The sequence below is a fragment of the Yersinia thracica genome, assembly GCF_902170565.1.
Classification (GTDB): Bacteria; Pseudomonadota; Gammaproteobacteria; order Enterobacterales; family Enterobacteriaceae; genus Yersinia; species Yersinia thracica.
The window spans coordinates 58,031-72,797 of sequence record NZ_CABHXX010000136.1; the positions used below are offsets into that span (position 1 = coordinate 58,031).

Sequence of the window (14,767 nt, forward strand, 5' to 3'; positions counted from 1 at the left end):
TTTCGGGGCGGTTTTTTTTGGCTAATTTTCCGGATGAAAAACCAGATTTTATTGTAGTGAACGGCCTAAATGACTATCCCAATCTTTCCACACTGGCTGTAATCCGGCTAGCGTCAATGCCTGAGCGACTTGCTCCGGGGTGCGATTATCATGAGGAGCAAACTGTTCAAGCTCAGGATGATTATCGGCATACCCGCCCGGCTGTGTTTTCGAACCCGCACTGACATTATTGATTGCCAGCGGAATCACGTTATCGCGGAAGAAAGGTGATTCACGGGTCGAGAGCGACAGTTCCACATCAGGTGCAAATAAACGAAAAGCACAGATCAGTTGTAGGAGTTGTGGCTCACTCATCATTGATGCTGGCTCGATCCCTCCAGCGCACGGGCGTAGGCGTGGGAATGAAATAGAATAGCGGCTCTGCCAATATGTTTGTTGCAAATAAAACAGATGTTCCGCCAACATGTAGCAGTCGGTGCGCCAACTGTTCGACAAGCCAATCAAAGCACCTAATCCGATCTTATCGATCCCCGCTCGGCCCAGACGATCAGGAGTGGCCAGCCGCCAGTGAAAATCCTGCTTATGGCCGCGCAAGTGATGGCGCTGATAAGTCGCCGGATGATAGGTTTCTTGATAAACCATCACGCCATCTAGCCCCAGTGTTTTTAGCTCCGCATATTCATTTTCTGCCAATGGCTGGACCTCCATCATCAGCGAGCTGAATTGGCTGCGGATAGTCGGGAAATGACGCCGGAAATAATCCATGCCGACTTTTGCCTGGTGCTCCCCAGTGACCAATAGCAAATGTTCGAAGCCCAGTGCTTTGATGGCGGCACACTCGCGGATGATTTCAGCATTGTCCAATGTCTTGCGTTTGATGCGATTACTCATTGAAAAACCACAATAAGTACAGTCATTGGCGCACAGATTAGAAAGATAGAGCGGAACATAAAAACTGACCGTATTACCAAAGCGCTGGCGGGTCAGTTGTTGGGCTTTCTGCGCCATTGGCTCCAGATAAGCCGATGCGGAGGGAGAAATAAGTGCCATTAAATCATCACGATTCGGTTTAGCCGCATTAATCGCCCGCTCAACATCCGCAGCGGTTTTGCTGTTGATGCGCAGAGCGATATCATCCCAATCCAATTGCTGCCAGCGCTGACTGAAGTCTTCAGACATGATTTTTTTCCTCAATCTGGCTGAGGAAGCCGGTCAGCGGGCTGGTAGCAATGGCCCTATCAAACTGTCGATTGCCCAGACCCGCTTGACGCGCCAATTCGCCGGACTCCACTGCTAAGCGAAAAGCATGGGCCATTTGCACCGGTGAGTGGGCAACCGCAATCGCGGTATTCACCAGAACGGCATCCGCACCCAGTTCTATGGCCTCAAGGGCATGGCTTGGTGCGCCAATTCCGGCATCGACCACCACCGGAACTTTGGCCTGCTCGATAATGATTTGCAGAAAGTCGCGGGTGCGTAATCCTAAATTGGAACCAATAGGCGCGCCCAATGGCATGACCGCCGCACAGCCGACTTCCTCCAGCCGTTTGCACAGAACCGGGTCCGCGCCGCAGTAAGGCAAAACCACAAAACCCTCCTTCACCAGTATTTCGGCGGCTTTAAGAGTTTCTATCGGGTCAGGCAGCAAATACTTCACATCGGGATGGATTTCCAGTTTCACCCAATGGGTGCCCAGAGCTTCACGTGCCAAACGCGCAGCAAAAACAGCTTCTTGCGCAGTTTTCGCGCCGGAGGTATTGGGCAGTAAACGGACACCCAATTGGCGCAATGGGGCCAGAATAGCATCGTTACCGGCGTGTAAATCTACCCGTTTCATCGCCATGGTAATCAGTTGTGAACCGGAGGCTTGCAATGCTTCTAACATCAATTCAGCTGTAGAAAATTTGCCCGTGCCAGTAAATAAACGGGAGGTAAAAATGGTATCGGCGATTTTCAGCATGTCAGCCCCCGGCAATCGCTTGGAATAGCAAAATATCATCACCCTCGTGTAACTGGCATTTTTCCCAGTCAGCGCGCGGGATGATGACCTGATTAATCGCCAGCGCCGTACCCGGCTGGTGGCGTTTAAGCTGATTGAGCAGCATCTCGGCGGTGATATTGGTCTCCACCTCTAATGGCTGGTCATTGAGCACAATCTGGATATGAGTGGCCTTCACTGTGAGCCTCCACAAGCTGGGCAATGCTTCGCTCGCGTGAGTTGCAAGGTGCTCCAACTCTGCTGCTTCCCATCAAATAGGCGCAATTTCCCACTGAGCGGGGAGGCGAGGCCGGCCAGCATTTTAATGGCCTCCAGTGCTTGCAAGGTGCCGATGACACCGACCACCGGCCCCAATATACCGGCAGTACGGCAGTTACGTTGCGGTAGCTCTTTATCGGGATAAAGACAAGCATAGCAACCTTGGGAATAGGGCGGTTCAATCACTAATAACTGCCCGCTGAACCCCACGGCGCTGCCGCTGATTAACGGTTTTTGTGCTTTAGTACAGGCGGCATTGACTTGATGGCGCGTCTCCATATTGTCACTGCAATCGAGCACTAAATTCACTCCAGCAACAGCATCAGCCAGCCCCTGGTCGGCCAGCCGTGTTTCCAACGCGATAATTTCAAGCAGTGGGTTAAGGTTTTGCAAATGATGCTGGGCTAACTGCGCTTTAGTTGGGTTAGTGGACGATTTTCGGTCGAGATCCGTGGTGCGATACAGGATTTGGCGCTGCAAATTGGTCAATTCTAGCCGGTCATCGTCAGCCAATAATAATTTTCCAACACCAGCAGCCGCCAAATAGAGCGCCGCTGGAGAACCCAGGCCACCAAGTCCGACAATCAATACACTGGCACTTTTCAGTTTCAATTGGCCCTCGGGGCCAATATCTTCCAGCAATAACTGGCGGCTGTAGCGCAAGAATTCACTGTCACTCAATTCATGCATGTTTATCATTAGCCAGCTCCTTGCCCTCGATCAGATGCAGTAATTGCGCGGTGGCCTGCTGCCAGTTATCGGCTTGAGTAATTGCGCTGACCACCGCCACACTGCCGACACCAGTTGCTAATACGGCGGGGACGCGCTCAATACTGATACCGCCAATCGCCACCGTCGGGTAATCCGCGGTGTTATCGACCATCTGTTTAAGCACCGCCAGCCCTTGTGGGGATGATGGCATCTGTTTGGTTTGGGTGGGGAAAATATGCCCGATTGCAATGTAAGAGGGGCGGACGGCTTTGGCTATCGCCAGTTCGTGTTCATCGTGAGTGGAGACCCCGAGCCGCAATCCGGCTTGCTGAATTGCAGCCAAATCAGTGGTTGCCAGATCTTCCTGCCCCAGATGCACCCCATAAGCGCCATGTTTAATCGCCAGCCGCCAGTAATCATTGATAAATAAGCGTGCCTGATAGTGTTTACCCAATTCAATGGCGGCAGCAATATCTTGTTCTACCTGCGCATCCTCTAAATCCTTGATACGCAGTTGAATGGTGGTCACCCCCGCCGCAAGCAGGCGCTCTATCCACAGCACGGAATCGACTACGGGATACAGACCAAGGCGCTGTTTGGTCGCGGGAAAACCTCTCTTGGCAGAAAATAAAGCATTATCAGACGGGCTCATTATTCGCCTCCGCTTTCAGACTGGCGGGGGCGTGATATAGCTCGCTACCACGGGAGCGGAACTCAGCTGACATCTGCTCCATACCGGATTGCAAAACTTCTATTGGTTGGGCTGCTGTTCCTTGTGCCGCTGCCAGTTCTTGCTTAGCCGCATAGTCGCGGACTTCTTGTGAGATTTTCATCGAGCAGAATTTTGGCCCACACATGGAGCAGAAATGCGCCACTTTGCCGGATTCTTGCGGCAGAGTTTCATCGTGATAAGCACGCGCGGTTTCAGGGTCGAGAGCTAAATTGAACTGATCTTCCCAACGGAATTCAAAACGCGCTTTTGACATGGCGTTATCGCGGATCTGTGCGCCGGGGTGGCCCTTTGCTAAATCAGCTGCATGAGCAGCAATTTTATAAGTAATAAGCCCTTGTTTTACATCCTCTTTATTAGGTAAGCCAAGGTGCTCTTTTGGCGTGACATAACACAGCATGGCGCAGCCGAACCAGCCGATCATCGCCGCGCCGATGCCGGAGGTGAAATGGTCATAACCGGGGGCAATGTCAGTGGTCAAGGGGCCTAAGGTATAAAATGGCGCTTCGTGGCAATGCTCCAATTCTTCGGTCATATTGCGGCGAATCATCTGCATGGGCACATGCCCAGGGCCTTCAATCATCACCTGCACATCATATTCCCAGGCAATTTTGGTCAATTCGCCCAAGGTATGCAGCTCAGCGAATTGGGCTTCATCATTGGCATCCTGAATGGAACCAGGGCGCAGACCATCACCCAGTGATAATGAAACATCATAAGCCGCGCAGATCTGGCAGATTTCGCGGAAATGCTGATACAGGAAATTTTCCTGATGATGGGAGAGGCACCACTTCGCCATAATTGACCCGCCACGCGAGACAATACCGGTCAGACGTTTAGCGGTCATCGGCACATAGCGCAACAGCACACCGGCATGAATAGTAAAGTAATCAACCCCTTGCTCGGCCTGCTCTAGCAGGGTGTCACGGAACATTTCCCACGTCAGGTTTTCCGCCACGCCGTTGACTTTTTCCAGCGCCTGATAGATAGGGACGGTGCCAATGGGAACAGGGCTATTGCGCAGTATCCATTCACGAGTTTCATGAATATAGCGGCCAGTGGACAAATCCATCACGGTATCTGCCCCCCAGCGCGTCGACCACACCAGTTTTTCCACCTCTTCCTCAATGGAGGAGGTGACGGCAGAGTTGCCGATGTTGGCGTTCACTTTCACCAAAAAGTTACGGCCAATAATCATCGGCTCAGATTCGGGGTGGTTAATATTCGCGGGGATGATAGCTCGACCGGCGGCCACTTCCTGCCGGACAAATTCTGCGGTGATATTCTCTGGTAAATGCGCGCCAAATGCTTGCCCCGCATGCTGTTGGCGTAATACTTCACCGCGAATACGTTCACGGCCCATATTTTCCCGCAGGGCGATAAACTCCATTTCTGGGGTGATTTTACCCGCACGGGCGTAATGCAATTGAGTGACACATTGACCCGCAAGGGCTTTTCTGGGACGGGGCAGATGCTCAAAACGCAAATGGTCCAAACCCTCATCAGCCAAGCGCTGTTGGGTAAAGCCAGAGCTGACCGAGGTGAGCGCGGCGGTATCCTGACGATCGGCTATCCAGCTCTCGCGCAGTTTGGGTAAACCGGCATGCACATCCAGCTTAGCGCGCGGATCACCATAAGGGCCGGAGGTGTCATACACCGGAATAGCTTCATTTTCTTCATAGTGGGGTGAGTCCTTACCGCCGCCGATCAATGTCGGGCTGAGCTGGATCTCGCGCATCGGCACTTGAATATCGGGCCGTGAACCTTGCAGATAGATACGTTGTGAATTAGGGAAGCTAACCCCTTGCAGGGTATCAATAAATTCTTGGGCTTCTTCACGTTGTGCCTTGCGCGGGCGTGATGGGTTTTTAGTGGTGACATTATTAGACATAGCAATTCCTACCAATGTGGTTAAGGGGAAAATTGCTTGTCTGGAGCTTGGCGGGAGTAACGATGTTGGCCAGTGACCGGCAGCCACCTGTCGGGGAATGCCGGGCCTGTAGCGATAAATTACTCTTGTTCCCTTCGCGGGTATTAACCCGATCAGGTTCCGCGGATCCCGAATTAACGGTCTCAGCCTGCGTTTGCTTTCCTAAGAAAACAGGTGCTAGGCACTCCGACAAGAAACCTCACTATATACCCTTCTTACTTGAAATTGCAGCGGTGTTAGCTACATTTATTCACCCGAATCACTTACCTATGTAAGTTCATCGGGATTCATTCACTTGCTGCCTACCTGCAATTCCAATTACTTTGGGTATTGAGATTGAATGAAAACTACAAGCCCGCACAGATCAGTGGGCTACTTTACCTGCCCTGCTTGATCCACTGGCTGAGCAGCTTGCCAGGATTCAGCCGCCCACTGAATTAATTGATCTTCCAGCCGAAAACGGGCATCAAGGGTTTCGCCGATATCGGATAAAGATTGTTGAAACTCGGTGCAGCTATCGTCATCGATCTCAATGTTTGTATAGCGATCATGGAATGCCATGATAGTTTGAGTGTTATTTTTCAAAGCAGGATAAACTTTGGTGGTCAGAGCCATTTTCGGGCTGGATGCGCCTTCCACCTGTTTGATAATTCTGTCGTAGATATTGAAATGTCCGGAGGAGAGATAATCCACCAGATTATGACAAAAGTTCTTCAGCGCTTTTTCATTAAGCGGGGTATGCTTTTCTTTTTGCGGCTTAATACCGATCACTGTGCAATATGAGACTAAAAGTTCTTTACGTGCATGAAGCCATTGATCAATTAATTCATTACTGCCGCCAACGCGTTGAGTTAGGCTTTCTAGTCGGTTGAGCATGAGATCGACTCCGTGAAGTAATAATGGGTTACAAAAATGTAACAAGCCGGATTCTAGATTGCCAGTGAAGTCGAGGTTGTGCAACAACGATATGGAACTACAACTTACAGGTAAAGAAAGTGGCTGGTGGATTGTCAGCCATGAAAACAAATTATGGTTACCAAGCGGGGAGTTACCACAGGGTAATGCGGCCAATTGGTCATTACAGGGCGCGACCGCACGGCAGATTGGTGAATGGCAAGGGCAGGCGGTTTGGCTGATTCGCCAACAGATGCCCACCGAGATGGGGTCAGTGCGGCAATTACTGGATGTCGATCGCGGTTTGTTTCAACTGGCGGGGCGCGGGGTACAATTAGCCGAGTTTTATCGATCTCACCGCTATTGTGGCTATTGTGGGCATCAAATGCATGCCAGCCGCACTGAGTGGGCTTGCCTGTGTAATCATTGTCGTGAACGTTATTATCCACAAATCGCCCCTTGCGTGATTGTTGCCATTCGCCGTGGTGATGAAATTTTATTGGCGCAACATGTTCGTCATCGTGGCGGTATTAACACCGTGTTGGCAGGGTTTGTCGAAGTGGGGGAGACGCTGGAACAGGCGGTTTCCCGCGAAGTGCTGGAAGAAAGTAATATCCACATTAAAAACCTGCGCTATGTGACGTCACAGCCGTGGCCATTCCCGCATTCACTGATGATGGCCTTTATGGCGGAGTATGACAGCGGCGAGCTACAACACGATCCTAAAGAGCTGTTGAATGCCGGTTGGTATCGCTATGACCAATTGCCATTACTGCCGCCGCCGGGCACCGTGGCACGCCGGCTGATTGAAGATACCGTCGTATTATGTCGCGAAGAGCAGTTCAATGCGGGCGAGTAGCTAAAAACCGCCTTTAGCCGCAACAGGAAAGTATTATCTGACATGCTACAATGCGCGCAGATAATCAAGGGAGCTTTATCATGAATGAGTTGAAAAACGATCGTTATCTGCGTGCTTTGCTACGCCAGCCGGTAGATGTGACTCCGGTGTGGATGATGCGCCAGGCAGGTCGCTATTTGCCAGAGTATAAAGCCACCCGCGCTATTGCCGGGGATTTTATGTCGCTGTGCAAAAATGCTGAGTTGGCCTGTGAAGTGACGATGCAACCCTTGCGTCGTTATCCGCTGGATGCGGCGATTTTGTTTTCAGACATTCTGACCATTCCTGATGCCATGGGGCTGGGGCTTTATTTTGAAACCGGCGAAGGCCCGCGTTTTCAATCTCCCATTACCTGCCGGGCTGATGTTGAAAAACTGCCCATTCCCGACCCAGAGCAGGAATTGGGTTACGTTATGAACGCGGTGAGAACCATTCGCCGTGAGTTGGCCGGTGCGGTGCCATTAATTGGTTTCTCCGGTAGCCCATGGACGTTGGCGACCTATATGGTCGAGGGCGGCAGCAGCAAAGCTTTCACCAAACTGAAGAAAATGATGTATGCCGAGCCGCAGACTTTGCATCTGTTGCTGGATAAACTGGCTGACAGCGTCATTTTGTATCTTAATGCTCAAATCAAAGCGGGCGCACAATCCGTGATGATCTTTGATACCTGGGGCGGGGTGCTGACTGGGCACGATTATGCTGAATTCTCTTTGAATTACATGCATAAAATTGTCGATGGCCTGATCCGCGAAAACGACGGGCGTCGGGTTCCGGTCACTTTATTCACCAAAGGCGGTGGGCAATGGTTGGAAGCGATGGCCGCGACCGGTTGTGATGCATTAGGGCTGGATTGGACCACGGATATCGCCGATGCGCGCCGCCGTGTGGGTGATAAAGTTGCTCTGCAAGGCAATATGGACCCTTCCGTTCTTTATGCACCTCCGGCGCGTATTGAAGAAGAAGTCAGCACAATCCTGGCCAGTTTTGGCCAGGGTGAGGGGCATGTCTTCAATCTGGGCCACGGTATCCATCAGGATGTCCCGCCAGAACATGCAGGTGCTTTTGTCGAAGCCGTGCATACGTTATCAAAGCCTTATCACCAAAAGTAATCAGTTTATATACCGGGGAGCGGATGATAGACACCAAAGCGCTGCGGGCAGAACAGCAACAACGGGCATCTGAAATTAGTCTTCAAGATGATATCGCTAGCGAGTCCGTGTGCTTTATTGCCGGGGCGGACGTGGGTTTTGAGCAGCAGGGGGAGGTCACTCGGGCTGCTATCGCGATTTTACGTTTTCCCTCGTTGGGGCTGGTGGAATATCAGGTTGCCCGCGTGGCAACTTCATTGCCGTATATCCCCGGTTTACTTTCCTTTCGTGAATATCCTGCATTATTAGCCGCTTGGGAACAGTTACAGCAACGGCCCCAGTTGGTTTTTGTTGATGGGCAGGGTATTGCGCACCCCCGTCGTTTAGGTGTCGCCAGCCATTTTGGCTTGCTCGTTGATGTGCCGACTATTGGTGTTGCCAAAAGCCGCCTGTGCGGGCACTTTGAGCCATTGGGTCACGATAATGGCGCATTACAGCCATTGGTTGATGCCGATGAGCAGCTTGGTTGGGTGTGGCGCAGCAAAGCGCGCTGTAATCCTTTGTTTATTTCGCCCGGTCATCGGGTGAGTGTGTCCAGTGCGTTGGAATGGGTGCAGCTTTGCATGGCGGGTTACCGTTTGCCAGAACCAACCCGCTGGGCTGATGCTATCGCCTCAAACCGCCCGCAATTTCAGCGGTGGGTGCGGAAAAATCCTGATTTGCTTGGCAAGCATAGGGATATGATTTAATTTCGGGTACACTGCTGCGCAGATAATGAATAATGAGAACTCATAATGATACGCAATCCGATTCATCTACGCCTCGAGAAGCTGGAAAGTTGGCAACATCTGACTTTCATGGCTTGTTTATGTGAGCGGATGTATCCCAACTATCAGCAATTTTGTCTGGAAACCGAGTTTGGTGATCCGGCCGTTTATCGACGTATTCTGGACCTTATCTGGGAAACCTTGGTGGTAAAAGATGCCAAGGTCAATTTTGATAGCCAGTTAGAGAAGCTGGAAGAGGCAATTCCTTCCGCTGATGACTATGCTATTTACGGCGTCTACCCAGCCATTGATGCATGTATTGCATTAAGTGAAGCTATTCATTCGCGTTTGAGTGGCGAAACACTGGAACATGCTATTGCTATCAGCGAAGCATCTATCCGCACTGTTGCGATGCTGGAAATGACGTTGGCCGGTAAAGAAATGACCGACGAAGAACTGAAAATCTTACCTGCGATTGAAGAAGAATGGGACATTCAATGGGAGATTTTCCGCCTGTTAGCTGACTGCGAAGAGCGCGACTTGGATCTGATCAAAGGGTTACGATCTGACCTACGGGAAGCGGCTGTTAGCAACATTGGCATAAATTTAACGCAATAAGGCAAGAAAACGTGATTTAACGCCTGATTTGTCACGTCTTAAGGCTTCACATCTGCCCCCTGTCTGTTCTACATTTGGGGGGCGAAAAAAAGTGGCTATCGGTGCGTGTATGCAGGAGAGTGCTGTCCATCGGCATATCCGTCGCACTTGATGCTTTGCAAACGATAAACACACTGTAAGGATAACTTATGAATAAGACTCAACTGATTGACGTAATCGCGGACAAAGCGGACCTTTCTAAAGTACAAGCAAAAGCTGCTTTAGAGTCTACATTGGCTGCCATTACCGAATCTCTGAAAGAGGGTGATGCAGTACAATTGGTTGGTTTTGGTACCTTCAAAGTAAACCATCGTAATGAGCGCACTGGCCGCAACCCACAAACCGGTAAAGAAATCAAAATTGCTGCAGCGAATGTGCCAGCGTTTGTTTCTGGTAAGGCATTGAAAGACGCTGTTAAATCTTAATAGTGTGTCAGTGAAAATAATAAACAAGGGGGTGGCAAAACCCCTTTTGTTTATGCAGCGGGTGCTGATGGCCCTCGGTTTAGCCTTTGGTCTCAGCGCCTGTAGCAGTCAATCCGGCCCTCCCCAATTCAGTGCCAGCGGTTATATTGCCGACAGCGGTGTTGTTCGCATATGGCGTCAGGATAATGCGCAGCAGCAGCCACAAGTGCTGATGAGCGTCTACAGTCCCTATTCGGGGGACAATACCCGCGTGACCTTCTACGCATATCAAAATGGCATATTACGGGAAATTCGGCGCAATTATTTGAGCCATAACCCGCAAAGCGTCGAGCTACGTTTTGATGAGCAAGGGCAGGTTAGTTTTATGCAACGCCAACTGGCAGCACGGCGTGAGCAACTCTCTGCGGATAATATTGCAGTTTATCAGTTAGAGGCTAAGCGAGTTTTGGAACTGAGCACGGCATTGCGCGCGGGCAATGTTCGGTTAATTCAGGGGCGTTGGCAGGACGGCATCATGATAACTTGCGCCGGGAAGACGGTACGCCCGAGCCTTGATGATAATTCGCAATCATGGTTGACCAAACGCGGCGCGAATAGTGCGGAACCTTTGGGTACCGCGTGGCTGGATTCACCGGAAGGTCAGCAATTGCTGTTGGTTGCTAATCAGGATTTCTGTCGCTGGGAACCTCAATCAGGCAGCTTGTAAGAAAACAGGTTGTAAGAAAAGGGGCATGGCGAACAGTACCCCTTGGAAAGACTTGAAGACTTATTTACCGCGAACAATTATTTCCCACGGACTATTATTTCCCACGGACTATGCTTTTTCACGGACTATGCTTTTTCACGGGCAATCGCCCGATAGCCAATGTCTTTACGGCAGAAAGCGCCTTCCCACTGAATGTTTTCCGCTAACTTATACGCATTTTGCTGTGCCTGGGCGACGGTTGCACCGAGTGCCGTGACACAAAGTACGCGGCCACCGCTGGTCACGACGTCCTTATTGCTATTCAGTTTGGTACCGGCGTGGAACACTTTCCCCTCCGCCACTTCTTGCTGCGGTAGCCCATGAATAATATCACCTTGACGGTAATCAGCTGGGTAACCGCCTGCCGCCAAGACGACACCCAGTGATGGGCGTTCATCCCAATCTGAGGTTTTCTCATTCAATTTGCCTTGCGCACCGGCTAAGCACAGCTCAACCAAATCTGAGCGCATGCGCAGCATGATGGGCTGAGTTTCGGGGTCACCGAAGCGGCAGTTGAATTCGATAACTTTCGGTTGCCCGTCAGCTGAAATCATCAAGCCCGCATAAAGGAAGCCGGTATAAATATTGCCTTCCGCCGCCATACCGCGCACGGTTGGCCAGATAACCTGATCCATTACTCGCTGATGAACTTCATCAGTAACAACGGGAGCCGGAGAATAAGCGCCCATGCCACCGGTATTCGGGCCGGTATCACCATCACCAACGCGTTTATGGTCTTGGCTGGTGGCCATCGGTAACACGTTTTCGCCATCAACCATCACAATAAAGCTAGCTTCTTCGCCATCGAGGAACTCTTCCACCACGATGCGGTGACCGGCATCACCAAATGCATTGCCCGCCAGCATGTCATGAACAGCGGTTTCTGCCTCTTTCAATGTCATCGCAACAATCACGCCTTTACCGGCAGCCAGTCCATCAGCCTTAATCACGATTGGCGCACCAATCTTGCGAACATAGGCTAGCGCCGGTTCAACCTCGGTAAAGTTCTGGTAAAACGCCGTTGGAATATGGTGGCGGGCCAGAAAATCTTTGGTGAAAGCTTTAGAACCTTCAAGCTGAGCGGCGGCTTGGGTTGGGCCGAAGATAGTCAGACCTGCGGCGCGGAAAGCATCAACCACACCGATGACGAGCGGTGCTTCTGGGCCGACGATAGTCAGGCCAATATCGTGGCTCTGAGCAAATGCCAGCAAACCGGCAATATCCGTGGCGGCGATATCGACATTTTCTAAACCCGATTCCAGCGCAGTACCGGCATTGCCCGGCGCGACATAAATTTTATCCGCTAAAGGCGACTGTGCAGCTTTCCAGCCCAGCGCATGCTCGCGCCCGCCATTGCCAATAATCAAAATATTCATCTGATGACTCCGTTAAGCGGTTTAATTAATGACGGAAATGGCGCATGTCGGTAAAGATCATCGCGATATCGTGTTCATCGGCGGCGGCAATCACTTCATCGTCACGAATAGAACCGCCCGGTTGGATAACACAGGTGATCCCGACGGCTGCGGCAGCATCAATGCCGTCGCGGAATGGGAAGAATGCATCAGAGGCCATAGCAGAGCCAGCGACTTCCAATCCCTCATCGGCCGCTTTGATACCGGCTATTTTGGCGGAGTACACACGGCTCATCTGGCCTGCGCCTATCCCGATAGTCATATTGTCGCGCGCATAGACAATCGCGTTTGATTTAACGAATTTAGCCACTTTCCAACAGAAGAGAGCATCACGTAGCTCTTGCTCGGTCGGCTGGCGCTTGGATACTACGCGCAGGTCCGCGGCGGTCACCATCCCTAAATCGCGGTCTTGCACCAACAGCCCGCCATTGACGCGTTTAAAGTCCAGACCGGCAGAACGCTCTTGCCACTGACCGCAAGTCAGAACGCGGACATTCTGTTTGGCGGCTAATAGCGCTAATGCTTCAGCACTGACTGAGGGGGCGATAATCACTTCAACGAATTGGCGGCTGATAATGGCGCTGGCGGTTTCGGCATCCAGCTCGCGGTTAAAGGCGATAATGCCGCCGAAAGCAGACGTCGGGTCAGTTTTATAGGCTTTGTCGTAAGCCGCCAGCAGCGAGTCAGCAATAGCCACGCCGCACGGGTTGGCGTGCTTGACAATAACACAGGCCGGTTCACTGAATTCTTTCACACACTCAAGTGCGGCATCGGTATCGGCGATGTTGTTATAGGAGAGCGCTTTGCCCTGCAATTGCTGGGCGGTTGCCACTGATGCTTCTTTAACATCTTCTTCTATATAGAAGGCGGCTTGCTGGTGGCTGTTTTCACCGTAACGCATATCCTGTTTCTTTATATAGTTAAGATTGAGGGTGCGAGGGAAACGGCCTGATGGTTGCTCGGTATCGCCATGATAAGGTGGCACCAGCGCGCCGAAGTAGTTGGCAATCATGCTGTCGTAAGCGGCAGTATGCTCAAAAGCCTTGATGGCCAGGTCGAAGCGGGTTGGATAAGTTAATGAGCCGTCATTCTCATCCAGCTCGGCAATAATCGCAGGGTAGTCGCTGCTCTTAACCACAATCGCAACATCTTTATGATTCTTGGCTGCAGAGCGCACCATGGTTGGACCACCGATATCAATATTCTCAACCGCATCTTCCAGTGAGCAATCTGGGCGGGCAACCGTCTGAGCGAATGGATACAAGTTTACGACTACAATATCAATTGGCTGAATGTCATGCTGGGCCATGATGCCGTCATCTTGGCCACGACGGCCTAAAATCCCGCCATGTACTTTTGGATGCAAAGTCTTAACGCGTCCGTCCATCATTTCCGGGAAACCGGTGTAGTCAGAAACTTCAGTGACTGGCAGACCAGCATCAGCTAGCAGGCGGGCAGTTCCGCCGGTGGAAAGTAACTCGATACCACGCTGAGAAAGCGCGGCGGCGAATTCGATGATACCGGCTTTGTCAGACACACTGAGTAGAGCACGGCGGATTGGGCGGCGTTGTTGCATGGTTTTATCCCTTGGCTTTGGAGTCGCAGTTATTCTTCACAATCATTCAATAGAGCGTTATATGAATCCCTCCTTCTATATAGATAGCTATATAGAAGAAGGGATTCATATAACGTCCCAAACCGGGGGATAAGGCCCGTCGGCGACGACTTTTAGGGCAAAACTCGCCCTCACAACATTAAAATACGCTTTATCACGTACCTCGTTACCCCATTTTCTAAAAAATCACCCCATGCCATCGATCTTTTGCCGACGAGGTCACTCTTTTTCGACGCGGGGAATTGTAGCGAAAACGATTGCGTGATGCTCGTCAATTTTGAGTGCAGATTCAATCTGTGGATAAGTTTGTGCACAACTGCGTATAAAGCGGGGTTTTGCTGTGGAATGCAGCAAACAGTCATTTTTATTGAAATTAGCGGTTGCGGGCGGCTGAGAACTCCCTATAATGCGCATCCATCGAGACGGCACACAACGAATCAAGTAGTTAAGTGACCGGCGAAGAGAACAGAGAAATTCAACGAAATTAGTAGTTGACTCTGAATGAGGAAAGCGTAATATGCGCACCTCGCGTTACCAACCACGGGTTGCTAACGCACTGCTCTTTAACAATTTATCAGACAATCTGTGTGGGCACTCGCAAGACGATATCGAAGCCTGTTTCGGCAGGCAGAAGC

Annotated in this window: 15 protein-coding genes and 1 riboswitch; of the genes, 6 read left to right on the plus strand and 9 right to left on the minus strand. The window is 51.1% G+C overall.

Features of this window, described 5'->3' with window-relative positions; genetic code table 11:
- Positions 1-48: 48 nt before the first annotated feature.
- From thiH to FTA91_RS19655, 7 genes are all read right to left on the minus strand, one after another.
- Positions 49-1,179, minus strand: coding sequence for a 2-iminoacetate synthase ThiH (gene thiH / locus FTA91_RS19625; protein ID WP_050116439.1), 1,131 nt, complete (start codon positions 1,177-1,179; stop codon positions 49-51).
- Positions 1,172-1,960 (minus strand): thiazole synthase, encoded by a 789-nt coding sequence (locus FTA91_RS19630; protein ID WP_050116440.1) that lies wholly within the window; start codon positions 1,958-1,960, stop codon positions 1,172-1,174. The genes thiH and FTA91_RS19630 overlap by 8 nt, the downstream gene beginning before the upstream one ends.
- 1 nt (position 1,961) lies before the next feature.
- Positions 1,962-2,153: a sulfur carrier protein ThiS gene (gene thiS / locus FTA91_RS19635; protein WP_408065641.1), complete on the minus strand. Its 192-nt coding sequence runs from the start codon at positions 2,151-2,153 to the stop codon at positions 1,962-1,964.
- A 20-nt stretch (positions 2,154-2,173) separates the two neighbouring features.
- A complete protein-coding gene (locus FTA91_RS19640) occupies positions 2,174-2,956 on the minus strand; it encodes a HesA/MoeB/ThiF family protein (protein ID WP_050116442.1) in 783 nt (260 codons plus the stop codon).
- Positions 2,940-3,620, minus strand: coding sequence for a thiamine phosphate synthase (gene thiE / locus FTA91_RS19645; RefSeq protein WP_050116443.1), 681 nt, complete (start codon positions 3,618-3,620; stop codon positions 2,940-2,942). Before thiE ends, FTA91_RS19640 begins: the two co-directional genes overlap by 17 nt.
- Complete coding sequence (gene thiC / locus FTA91_RS19650) at positions 3,607-5,589, minus strand: phosphomethylpyrimidine synthase ThiC (protein ID WP_050116444.1); 1,983 nt, start codon at positions 5,587-5,589, stop codon at positions 3,607-3,609. The genes thiE and thiC overlap by 14 nt, the downstream gene beginning before the upstream one ends.
- A 112-nt stretch (positions 5,590-5,701) precedes the next feature.
- Positions 5,702-5,827: riboswitch (TPP riboswitch) on the minus strand.
- A gap of 173 nt (positions 5,828-6,000) precedes the next feature.
- Positions 6,001-6,504 carry an Rsd/AlgQ family anti-sigma factor gene (locus FTA91_RS19655; RefSeq protein WP_050116445.1) on the minus strand — a complete coding sequence of 168 codons (504 nt, stop codon included), beginning with the start codon at positions 6,502-6,504 and terminating at the stop codon, positions 6,001-6,003.
- Between the two features lie 91 nt (positions 6,505-6,595).
- Here FTA91_RS19655 and nudC point away from each other — a divergent pair, with 91 nt between their 5' ends.
- The 6 genes from nudC (at position 6,596) to FTA91_RS19685 (ending at position 11,063) form a co-directional block, all read left to right on the plus strand.
- Complete coding sequence (gene nudC / locus FTA91_RS19660) at positions 6,596-7,381, plus strand: NAD(+) diphosphatase (protein WP_050116446.1); 786 nt, start codon at positions 6,596-6,598, stop codon at positions 7,379-7,381.
- A gap of 80 nt (positions 7,382-7,461) precedes the next feature.
- Complete coding sequence (gene hemE / locus FTA91_RS19665; RefSeq protein ID WP_145583786.1) at positions 7,462-8,529, plus strand: uroporphyrinogen decarboxylase; 1,068 nt, start codon at positions 7,462-7,464, stop codon at positions 8,527-8,529.
- Between the two features lie 23 nt (positions 8,530-8,552).
- Positions 8,553-9,257, plus strand: a complete 705-nt coding sequence (gene nfi / locus FTA91_RS19670; protein ID WP_050116447.1) for a deoxyribonuclease V — start codon at positions 8,553-8,555, stop codon at positions 9,255-9,257.
- A gap of 45 nt (positions 9,258-9,302) precedes the next feature.
- Positions 9,303-9,893 carry a YjaG family protein gene (locus FTA91_RS19675; RefSeq protein WP_038638459.1) on the plus strand — a complete coding sequence of 197 codons (591 nt, stop codon included), beginning with the start codon at positions 9,303-9,305 and terminating at the stop codon, positions 9,891-9,893.
- Between the two features lie 188 nt (positions 9,894-10,081).
- A complete protein-coding gene (hupA, locus tag FTA91_RS19680; RefSeq protein ID WP_004393601.1) occupies positions 10,082-10,357 on the plus strand; it encodes a nucleoid-associated protein HU-alpha in 276 nt (91 codons plus the stop codon).
- A 52-nt stretch (positions 10,358-10,409) separates the two neighbouring features.
- A complete protein-coding gene (locus FTA91_RS19685) occupies positions 10,410-11,063 on the plus strand; it encodes a DUF1481 domain-containing protein (protein WP_050116448.1) in 654 nt (217 codons plus the stop codon).
- Between the two features lie 125 nt (positions 11,064-11,188).
- On the opposite strand, the gene purD is transcribed toward FTA91_RS19685, so the two are convergent.
- Positions 11,189-12,478 carry a phosphoribosylamine--glycine ligase gene (gene purD / locus FTA91_RS19690; RefSeq protein ID WP_050116449.1) on the minus strand — a complete coding sequence of 430 codons (1,290 nt, stop codon included), beginning with the start codon at positions 12,476-12,478 and terminating at the stop codon, positions 11,189-11,191.
- A 25-nt stretch (positions 12,479-12,503) separates the two neighbouring features.
- Positions 12,504-14,093: a bifunctional phosphoribosylaminoimidazolecarboxamide formyltransferase/IMP cyclohydrolase gene (purH, locus tag FTA91_RS19695; RefSeq protein WP_050116450.1), complete on the minus strand. Its 1,590-nt coding sequence runs from the start codon at positions 14,091-14,093 to the stop codon at positions 12,504-12,506.
- Positions 14,094-14,767 lie beyond the last annotated feature (674 nt).

Excerpts from the sequence above, each read along its gene's own strand:
- nfi (WP_050116447.1), top strand. The coding sequence starts at position 8,553 with ATGATAGACACCAAAGCGCTGCGGGCAGAACAGCAACAACGGGCATCT.
- FTA91_RS19640 (WP_050116442.1), bottom strand. The coding sequence starts at position 2,956 with ATGATAAACATGCATGAATTGAGTGACAGTGAATTCTTGCGCTACAGC.
- thiE (WP_050116443.1), bottom strand. The coding sequence starts at position 3,620 with ATGAGCCCGTCTGATAATGCTTTATTTTCTGCCAAGAGAGGTTTTCCC.
- thiH (WP_050116439.1), bottom strand. The coding sequence starts at position 1,179 with ATGTCTGAAGACTTCAGTCAGCGCTGGCAGCAATTGGATTGGGATGAT.
- FTA91_RS19675 (WP_038638459.1), top strand. The coding sequence starts at position 9,303 with ATGATACGCAATCCGATTCATCTACGCCTCGAGAAGCTGGAAAGTTGG.
- FTA91_RS19655 (WP_050116445.1), bottom strand. The coding sequence starts at position 6,504 with ATGCTCAACCGACTAGAAAGCCTAACTCAACGCGTTGGCGGCAGTAAT.
- FTA91_RS19630 (WP_050116440.1), bottom strand. The coding sequence starts at position 1,960 with ATGCTGAAAATCGCCGATACCATTTTTACCTCCCGTTTATTTACTGGC.
- purH (WP_050116450.1), bottom strand. The coding sequence starts at position 14,093 with ATGCAACAACGCCGCCCAATCCGCCGTGCTCTACTCAGTGTGTCTGAC.
- FTA91_RS19685 (WP_050116448.1), top strand. The coding sequence starts at position 10,410 with ATGCAGCGGGTGCTGATGGCCCTCGGTTTAGCCTTTGGTCTCAGCGCC.
- hemE (WP_145583786.1), top strand. The coding sequence starts at position 7,462 with ATGAATGAGTTGAAAAACGATCGTTATCTGCGTGCTTTGCTACGCCAG.
- hupA (WP_004393601.1), top strand. The coding sequence starts at position 10,082 with ATGAATAAGACTCAACTGATTGACGTAATCGCGGACAAAGCGGACCTT.
- purD (WP_050116449.1), bottom strand. The coding sequence starts at position 12,478 with ATGAATATTTTGATTATTGGCAATGGCGGGCGCGAGCATGCGCTGGGC.
- thiC (WP_050116444.1), bottom strand. The coding sequence starts at position 5,589 with ATGTCTAATAATGTCACCACTAAAAACCCATCACGCCCGCGCAAGGCA.
- nudC (WP_050116446.1), top strand. The coding sequence starts at position 6,596 with ATGGAACTACAACTTACAGGTAAAGAAAGTGGCTGGTGGATTGTCAGC.